The organism is Kangiella sp., from assembly GCF_014762745.1.
Classification (GTDB): domain Bacteria; phylum Pseudomonadota; class Gammaproteobacteria; order Enterobacterales; family Kangiellaceae; genus Kangiella.
In genome coordinates, this window is record NZ_JABURJ010000115.1 from 1 (window position 1) to 6,906 (window position 6,906).

Genomic DNA, 6,906 nt, shown 5'->3' on the forward strand with positions numbered 1-6,906 from the left:
GGGTGAACAGACAGGCCAAGCTGTGATTGCAAAGCATATACACCTGCAAGATAGTCTACTTGCTTACCGTGGCGCACTAGTGCGCCAGTGCCTATAGAGTCAAACCATTTGCTTTTTCTATAGCGCTTTTGCAAGTCGTAACTATACCCCTCCTTAGCAAGCCAAGAGGATGTCAAAACAGCATCTTCAGGCTGACAACGGAGAAGGCGGTTTAGTTTAGAATCATTTAAGGTACTCATAGTACTGATAGTAGCACTTATTTAAACTTTTCCAAGCCCGGTGGCCTAGTCAGGAGATTATGGTATAGGTGGTCAACTGATACTGGCAGGGAGGTTGTTTAGCGGCGGTGGGTATAAGACGAATTCTACTGGGAATCTCTAAAGCTTTTATATGTAAAAGTGTGCGTTCGATACTTTTCTATTTAGACAGGTGACAAACTATGGTTTCATGAACAATGGTTAAGCTCATTAAATGGTACTTATACCACCATAACTTGAGCATTTGCTCACTTTATGCTTTCAAACACAGAATAGAAGAGTATTTTTGAATTTGGTGCTCAGAGCGGGACTTGAACCCGCACGGCCTACGGCCACTACCCCCTCAAGATAGCGTGTCTACCAATTCCACCACCTGAGCAATATGAAGACGATCAGTTACTGATCTTGATCGTCTTTTTTAGTTTCTTCTTCAGTTGCTTCTGGAATCGTCTCAGAAATTGTTTCTTCATCTGAAGTTGGAATTTCGGTGCTGATTTCTTCTTCAGTTTCAGTTGGAATCTCAGAAGGAATTTCGTCCTGTGCTTCTGCTGGGATTTCAGCAGGCTGGGCTGTGACTTCTTCTACCTGAGTGGCTTCTGGGTCATCCAGTAATCCAGACTCGGCAGCTTCGTCCTGGCCAATGGCATGAATGGTCAATGCTAATGCGAAGAAGATGATTGCCAGGATTGTGGTACTTTTGGTTAGGAAGTTACCCGCACCAGGTGCACCAAATAAGGTGTTAGAAGCGCCAGCGCCAAAAGAAGCGCCGATTTCTGCTCCCTTACCCTGTTGGATCAAAATAATGCCAACTAGAAGTAAGGCAACAATTAACAAAGTGATCATTAAAAATAATTGCATCGTATTATCCTGCTATGTTGCAAATCGCGATAAACTCGTCTGCTTTTAAAGAAGCCCCGCCAATCAATCCACCATCGATATCGGGCTGGGCCAACAATTCTTCGGCGTTCGCAGCTTTCATGCTGCCGCCATATAATATCTTAATTGATTCGGCGACTTGAGCATTCTTTTCACGCAAATGCGCACGAATCGCTGAATGAACTTCCTGAGCCTGCTCTGGCGATGCTGTTACGCCGGTGCCGATAGCCCATACTGGCTCGTAGGCAATGACTATCTTAGCAAATGCATCAATACCGAGGGTATCAATGACAGCATCTAACTGCTGTTCTACCACTTGCATAGTGGTGCCATTTTCTCTTTGTTCAAGGGTTTCCCCAACACAAAGAATCGGTGTTAAACCGTGCTCGATGGCTTTACCTGTCTTGTGCGCCACCAAAATATCGGTTTCGCCGTATAAACTGCGGCGCTCCGAGTGGCCAACAATAACATATTGGCAACCGTTGTCTTTCAGCATATCACCGCTGATTTCGCCGGTATAAGCGCCCTGTTCCTGCTCACTTAAATCCTGAGCACCAACAGCAATCGCTGTATCGCCAATCAGGTTCTTTACCAGAGGTATATAAATAGTGGGAGGACATACCAAAACGTCGCTTTCCATTGCCGCATTCAACTGCTCAGTGATGCCTTTCATGAGTGACTCGATGAATGACTTACTGCCGTGCATTTTCCAGTTGCCTGCGATCAGCTTAGTGCGCACTTGGATGACTCCTCTTTTATACCGCTCAAAACCTGTACCGATTACCTGTTTTACTGGCCATTTTAGACAGCAAACGCCCAGCGGCAATCGCCCCTTTTAACAAAAGGGCGCAAATATTAACCGAGGGCCGAGATTAAAACAAGCTCTGTTGACTCTGATCAGCAGTTTTTGGCTTTTATGGGCCGATTTCCCCAGAAAAAGCATGGATTTTGAGCTATTGATCCAAGTATAATACGCGCCGTTTAAGGTCGATTGGCTAAATTTTGACCTTAATTTGGAACTATGGCACCCGAAAACCCGTAATAACAACAAGATATGACTGGTTGTAGCTCGCTACACACCAGGTTTTTTTGTTATATGCAGGTTTTGACTGAGGCCATAGTGAAGTGACAACCATCAGGTAATAAAAGTAGCGACCTATGATTAAGATTAAGAAAGGCCTGGACCTGCCAATTGAAGGGCAACCAGAGCAAACGATCTCAGCTGGTGCTACGGTAAAAACCGTCGCCATATTAGGCGAAGATTATGTTGGCATGAAACCGACCATGCATGTGCAGGAAGGTGATGTTGTTAAGAAAGGCCAATTGATCTTCGAAGATAAGAAAACCCCCGGAGTAAAATACACTGCTCCAGCAGCTGGTACGATTAAGGCCATTAACCGTGGTAATAAACGTAAGCTGTTGTCGGTAGTGGTTGAAGTTGCCGAGCAAGAAGAAGCGGTCAGCTTTAATAAATTTAGTCCTGAACAGCTATCAGGCTTGAGTCGCGAAGCGATTGTTGAGCAAATGGTTGAGTCAGGCATGTGGACAGCACTTCGCAAACGTCCCTATTCAAAAGTTCCTGCAATCGATAGTGGAACTCAGGCCATTTTTGTTTCAGCCATGGATACCAATCCACTTGCGGCTGACCCTGAAGTCATTATCAGCGAGCAGAATGAAGCCTTTAACTTTGGTTTGGATATTCTTGCTCAATTATCCGGTGACAAGGTTTTTGTGGCGACTCGCCCTAACTCATCACTTACCAAAAGCAGCAATGCCAAGGTTAAGTATGAAGAGTTTTCTGGCCCGCACCCTGCAGGCCTAGTGGGTACTCACATTCATTTCTTATACCCAGCATCTATGGATCGCCCAGTATGGTACATGGGTTATCAGGATGTGATCGCCCTGGCTAAACTATTCATTGACGGTGAATTATATACCGACCGCGTGATAGCTCTTGGCGGTACCATGGTCAACAATCCTCGCCTGGTTCGTACTCGTATCGGTGCCTGTATTGATGAACTCTTGGCTGGCGAAGAAAATGATGCGGATAACCGCCACATTTCGGGGTCAGTATTAAGTGGCTTTAACGCTCTTGATGCTCGCGCCTATCTTGGCCGTTACCACAATCAGGTCACAGTAATTCGTGAAGGTCGTGATAAAGAATTCTTTGGTTGGGCCATGCCAGGTTCTGACAAGTTCTCAGTCACTCGTGCATTCTTTGGTCACCTGTTCCGCAATAAGCGTTTCAACATGACTACGACAACGGGCGGTTCTGAGCGTTCGATCATGCCAATCGGCAATTATGAGCGTGTCATGCCTTTGGATATTCTGCCGACTCAGCTATTACGCGCCATCGTGACTAACGACACGGTTCTTGCGCAAGAGTTAGGTTGTCTGGAGCTGGACGAGGAAGATTTGGCCTTGTGTACCTATGTTTGCCCTGGCAAATATGAGTATGGCTCCATTCTTCGCGAAAATCTGACCAAGATTGAGAAAGAAGGATAAGAGAGGCTACCATGGGTTTAAAAAACTTTATTGAAAAAATCGAGCCGCATTTTGAAAAAGGCGGCAAGTGGGAAAAATGGTATGCCTTGTATGAAGCAGCGGCGACCATTTTCTATACGCCGGGTCATGTTGCTAAAGGTGGCACACACGTTCGCGACAATATCGACCTGAAACGCATCATGATCATGGTCTGGTTCGCTACTTTCCCAGCCATGTTCTGGGGCATGTGGAACGTTGGTTATCAAGCTCAGCTAGGTCTGGCCTCAGGTTTAACCTTGCCTGAAACCTGGCAGGTTGATTTCTTCCAGTTCTTCGGCGGTGCTATCACGCCTGAAACTGGTGTGCTTGGCCTGATGTTCTATGGCGCCTGTTTCTTTATTCCAATTTACGCCGTTACCTTTATCGTCGGTGGCTTCTGGGAAGTTCTATTTGCCAGCGTTCGCGGCCATGAGATCAACGAAGGATTCTTCGTCACTTCGATTCTATTCGCTTTGATCCTGCCCGCTGAAATTCCGCTATGGCAAGTCGCTCTCGGTATCTCCTTCGGTGTCGTGGTTGCGAAAGAAATTTTCGGCGGTACTGGTAAGAACTTTATGAACCCAGCATTGGCTGGCCGTGCTTTCCTGTTCTTCGCTTATCCTAGCGAAATTTCAGGTGCTGAAGTATGGGCTGCTGTTGATGGTTTCACTAGTGCAACGCCGCTAGCGGCGGCTGCTGCCGGTACTATCACTGACTACAGCATTAATCAGAGCTGGTGGGATGCATTCATGGGCCGTATTCCTGGCTCAATTGGTGAAGTATCGACGCTGATGATTATCATCGGTGGCTTGTTCATCATCTATGCTCGTATCGCTTCATGGCGCATCGTTCTGGGTGTGTTGTTCGGCATGATTGGTATGTCACTTATCCTTAATTCGATTGATAGTGAAAACCCAATGTTTGCTATGCCTTGGTACTGGCACCTGGTTACAGGTGGTTTCGCCTTCGGTATGTTCTTTATGGCAACCGACCCTGTATCAGCGTCATTAACCAACAAAGGTAAGTGGTACTTCGGTGCTCTAATCGGTGTCATGGTCATTCTGATTCGTGTAGTTAACCCTGCATTCCCAGAAGGTATGATGCTCGCGATTCTATTCGCCAACCTGTTCGCACCATTGATTGATCACTTCGTCGTACAAGGCAACATCAAGCGGAGGGCTCGTCGTCATGTCTAAGAAAGAAAGTCCAATGAGAACCATTGTGGTGGCAGTCATTCTGAGCTTGGTGTGTTCAGTAGTTGTTTCTGTTGCCGCAATTAAATTAAAGCCTTTACAGGAAACCAATAAGGAACTTGACCGTAAACTCAACATCCTTATTGCAGCCGGCTTGATTGATGGTCAGGCGCAAGCTACCAAAAAGCAAATCGAAGAAACCTTCAAGCAGGTTGAAACTCGCGTCGTTGATTTATCGACTGGTGAGTATGTAGAAGCACCAGCGGGTTTCGAGCAGCGTAAAGCAGCAAAAGACCCAAGCATGAATGTGCAAATTGAAGAAGATATCGCTGGTATCAGAACTCGTTCTAAATTGGCCAATGTTTATCTGGTCAAGAAGGACGGCCAGTTGGATACCATTATTCTTCCTTTCCATGGCTATGGTCTTTGGTCAACCATGTACGGCTTCCTGGCACTTGATACGGATACCACAACCGTTGTTGGTTTGAAATATTACGATCAAGCGGAAACTGCCGGTCTTGGTGGCGAAATTGAAAACCCAAAATGGCGTTCAATCTGGCCGGGTAAGAAAGTGCTTAATGAGCAAGGCAAGCCTGTGATTCAAATCGTTAAAGGCGAAGCCAAAAACGAAAACCAGGTTGATGGCCTGTCAGGTGCAACCTTGACCAGTAATGGTGTTGAAAACTCATTGCGCTACTGGTTGAGCGAAGATGCGTTCGGTCCTTACCTGGCAAAAGTAAGAGCGGGGGAATTGTAAAATGGCATTTGATAAACAAGAAGCCAAATCGGTTTTATTCTCGCCGATTTTCAACAACAACCCAATCGCCCTCCAGGTATTGGGTATCTGTTCTGCGCTGGCAGTAACCAGTAAGCTTGAAACTGCACTTGTTATGAGTTTGGCACTAACCACGGTTGTTGCTTTCTCTAACTTGCTAATCAGTTTGATTCGTAAACAGATTCCATCAAGCATCCGTATTATCGTACAGATGACGATTATCGCGTCTTTGGTAATTCTGGTTGACCAGGTATTGAAAGCTTACGCTTATGAAGTATCTAAGCAGCTCTCGGTATTCGTTGGCTTGATTATTACTAACTGTATCGTAATGGGTCGTGCTGAAGCCTACGCCATGAAAAATGGTCCGGCCATGAGTTTCCTTGATGGCTTAGGTAATGGCCTTGGCTACTCTGTATTACTGATCGTCGTTGGTATTATTCGTGAGCTATTCGGCTCAGGTAAACTATTAGACTTCACCATCTTCCCAACCATTGCGGACGGTGGCTGGTACCACACCAATGGTCTATTAATGTTACCAGCGAGTTCTTTCTTTATTATTGGTTTGCTGATCTGGGCATTGCGTACCTGGAAAACCGATCAAGTGGAGGATGCTGAATAATGGAACATTATATCTCCCTATTTGCTAAAGCGGTTTTCGTTGAGAACATCGCCCTGGCATTCTTGCTGGGTATGTGTACCTTCCTGGCAGTTTCAAAGAAAGTTCAAACTGCTATCGGTCTTGGTATTGCGGTTGTTATCGTGCAAACCATTACCGTTCCAGTCAACAACCTGTTACTTAACGGTTTGTTGAAAGAAGGCGCGCTAGCGTGGGCCGGCTTCCCCGAAGCGGATCTTAGCTTCCTTGGTCTTATCGTTTACATCGGCGTTATCGCTGCGTTGGTACAGATTCTGGAAATGACTTTAGATAAGTTCTTCCCGGCACTGTATCAATCGCTAGGTATCTTCTTGCCATTGATTACTGTGAACTGTGCGATTCTGGGTGGTTCATTGTTCATGGTTGAGCGTGATTACAACTTCCCTGAGTCAGTAGTTTACGGCTTTGGTTCTGGTTTCGGTTGGGCGTTAGCGATTGTGGCACTGGCCGGTATCCGCGAGAAGATGAAATATTCAGATGTACCAGATGGTTTGCGTGGATTAGGTATTACCTTTATCACCGTCGGCTTGATGGCCCTTGGCTTTATGTCTTTTTCAGGCATCAAACTGTAAACGAGTAGAGAGGTTAACTAATGAGTGAAATAGTATTAGGCGTTGCCCTGTTTAC

Annotated in this window: 8 protein-coding genes and 1 tRNA gene; 5 read left to right on the forward strand and 4 right to left on the reverse strand. The window is 45.9% G+C overall.

All coding sequences use genetic code 11. The features are described from left to right. From HUJ19_RS09800 to tpiA, 4 genes are all read right to left on the reverse strand, one after another. Window positions 1-239: AbiEi antitoxin N-terminal domain-containing protein (locus HUJ19_RS09800; protein WP_290623909.1), on the reverse strand; the 239-nt coding region annotated here is incomplete at its 3' end. Window positions 240-550: 311 nt separating this feature from the next. After that, window positions 551-636, reverse strand: a tRNA-Leu gene (locus HUJ19_RS09805). A 17-nt stretch (window positions 637-653) separates the two neighbouring features. Continuing rightward, complete coding sequence (gene secG / locus HUJ19_RS09810) at window positions 654-1,115, reverse strand: preprotein translocase subunit SecG (RefSeq protein WP_290623911.1); 462 nt, start codon at window positions 1,113-1,115, stop codon at window positions 654-656. Window positions 1,116-1,119: 4 nt separating this feature from the next. Then, window positions 1,120-1,872 (reverse strand): triose-phosphate isomerase, encoded by a 753-nt coding sequence (gene tpiA, locus HUJ19_RS09815; protein ID WP_290623913.1) that lies wholly within the window; start codon window positions 1,870-1,872, stop codon window positions 1,120-1,122. A gap of 419 nt (window positions 1,873-2,291) precedes the next feature. Here tpiA and HUJ19_RS09820 point away from each other — a divergent pair, with 419 nt between their 5' ends. From HUJ19_RS09820 to nqrE, 5 genes are read left to right on the forward strand one after another with little or no spacing between them, the layout of a single operon-like run. After that, a complete protein-coding gene (locus HUJ19_RS09820) occupies window positions 2,292-3,638 on the forward strand; it encodes a Na(+)-translocating NADH-quinone reductase subunit A (protein ID WP_290623915.1) in 1,347 nt (448 codons plus the stop codon). A gap of 11 nt (window positions 3,639-3,649) precedes the next feature. Next, complete coding sequence (locus tag HUJ19_RS09825; protein ID WP_290623917.1) at window positions 3,650-4,852, forward strand: NADH:ubiquinone reductase (Na(+)-transporting) subunit B; 1,203 nt, start codon at window positions 3,650-3,652, stop codon at window positions 4,850-4,852. Further along, entirely contained in the window at window positions 4,845-5,606 is a 762-nt protein-coding gene (locus HUJ19_RS09830; protein WP_290623919.1) for a Na(+)-translocating NADH-quinone reductase subunit C, read from the forward strand. Before HUJ19_RS09825 ends, HUJ19_RS09830 begins: the two co-directional genes overlap by 8 nt. Window position 5,607: 1 nt before the next feature. Next, window positions 5,608-6,243 carry an NADH:ubiquinone reductase (Na(+)-transporting) subunit D gene (locus HUJ19_RS09835; RefSeq protein ID WP_290623921.1) on the forward strand — a complete coding sequence of 212 codons (636 nt, stop codon included), beginning with the start codon at window positions 5,608-5,610 and terminating at the stop codon, window positions 6,241-6,243. Beyond that, entirely contained in the window at window positions 6,243-6,851 is a 609-nt protein-coding gene (nqrE, locus tag HUJ19_RS09840; protein WP_290623923.1) for an NADH:ubiquinone reductase (Na(+)-transporting) subunit E, read from the forward strand. The genes HUJ19_RS09835 and nqrE overlap by 1 nt, the downstream gene beginning before the upstream one ends. The last annotated feature ends 55 nt before the right edge of the window (window positions 6,852-6,906 follow it).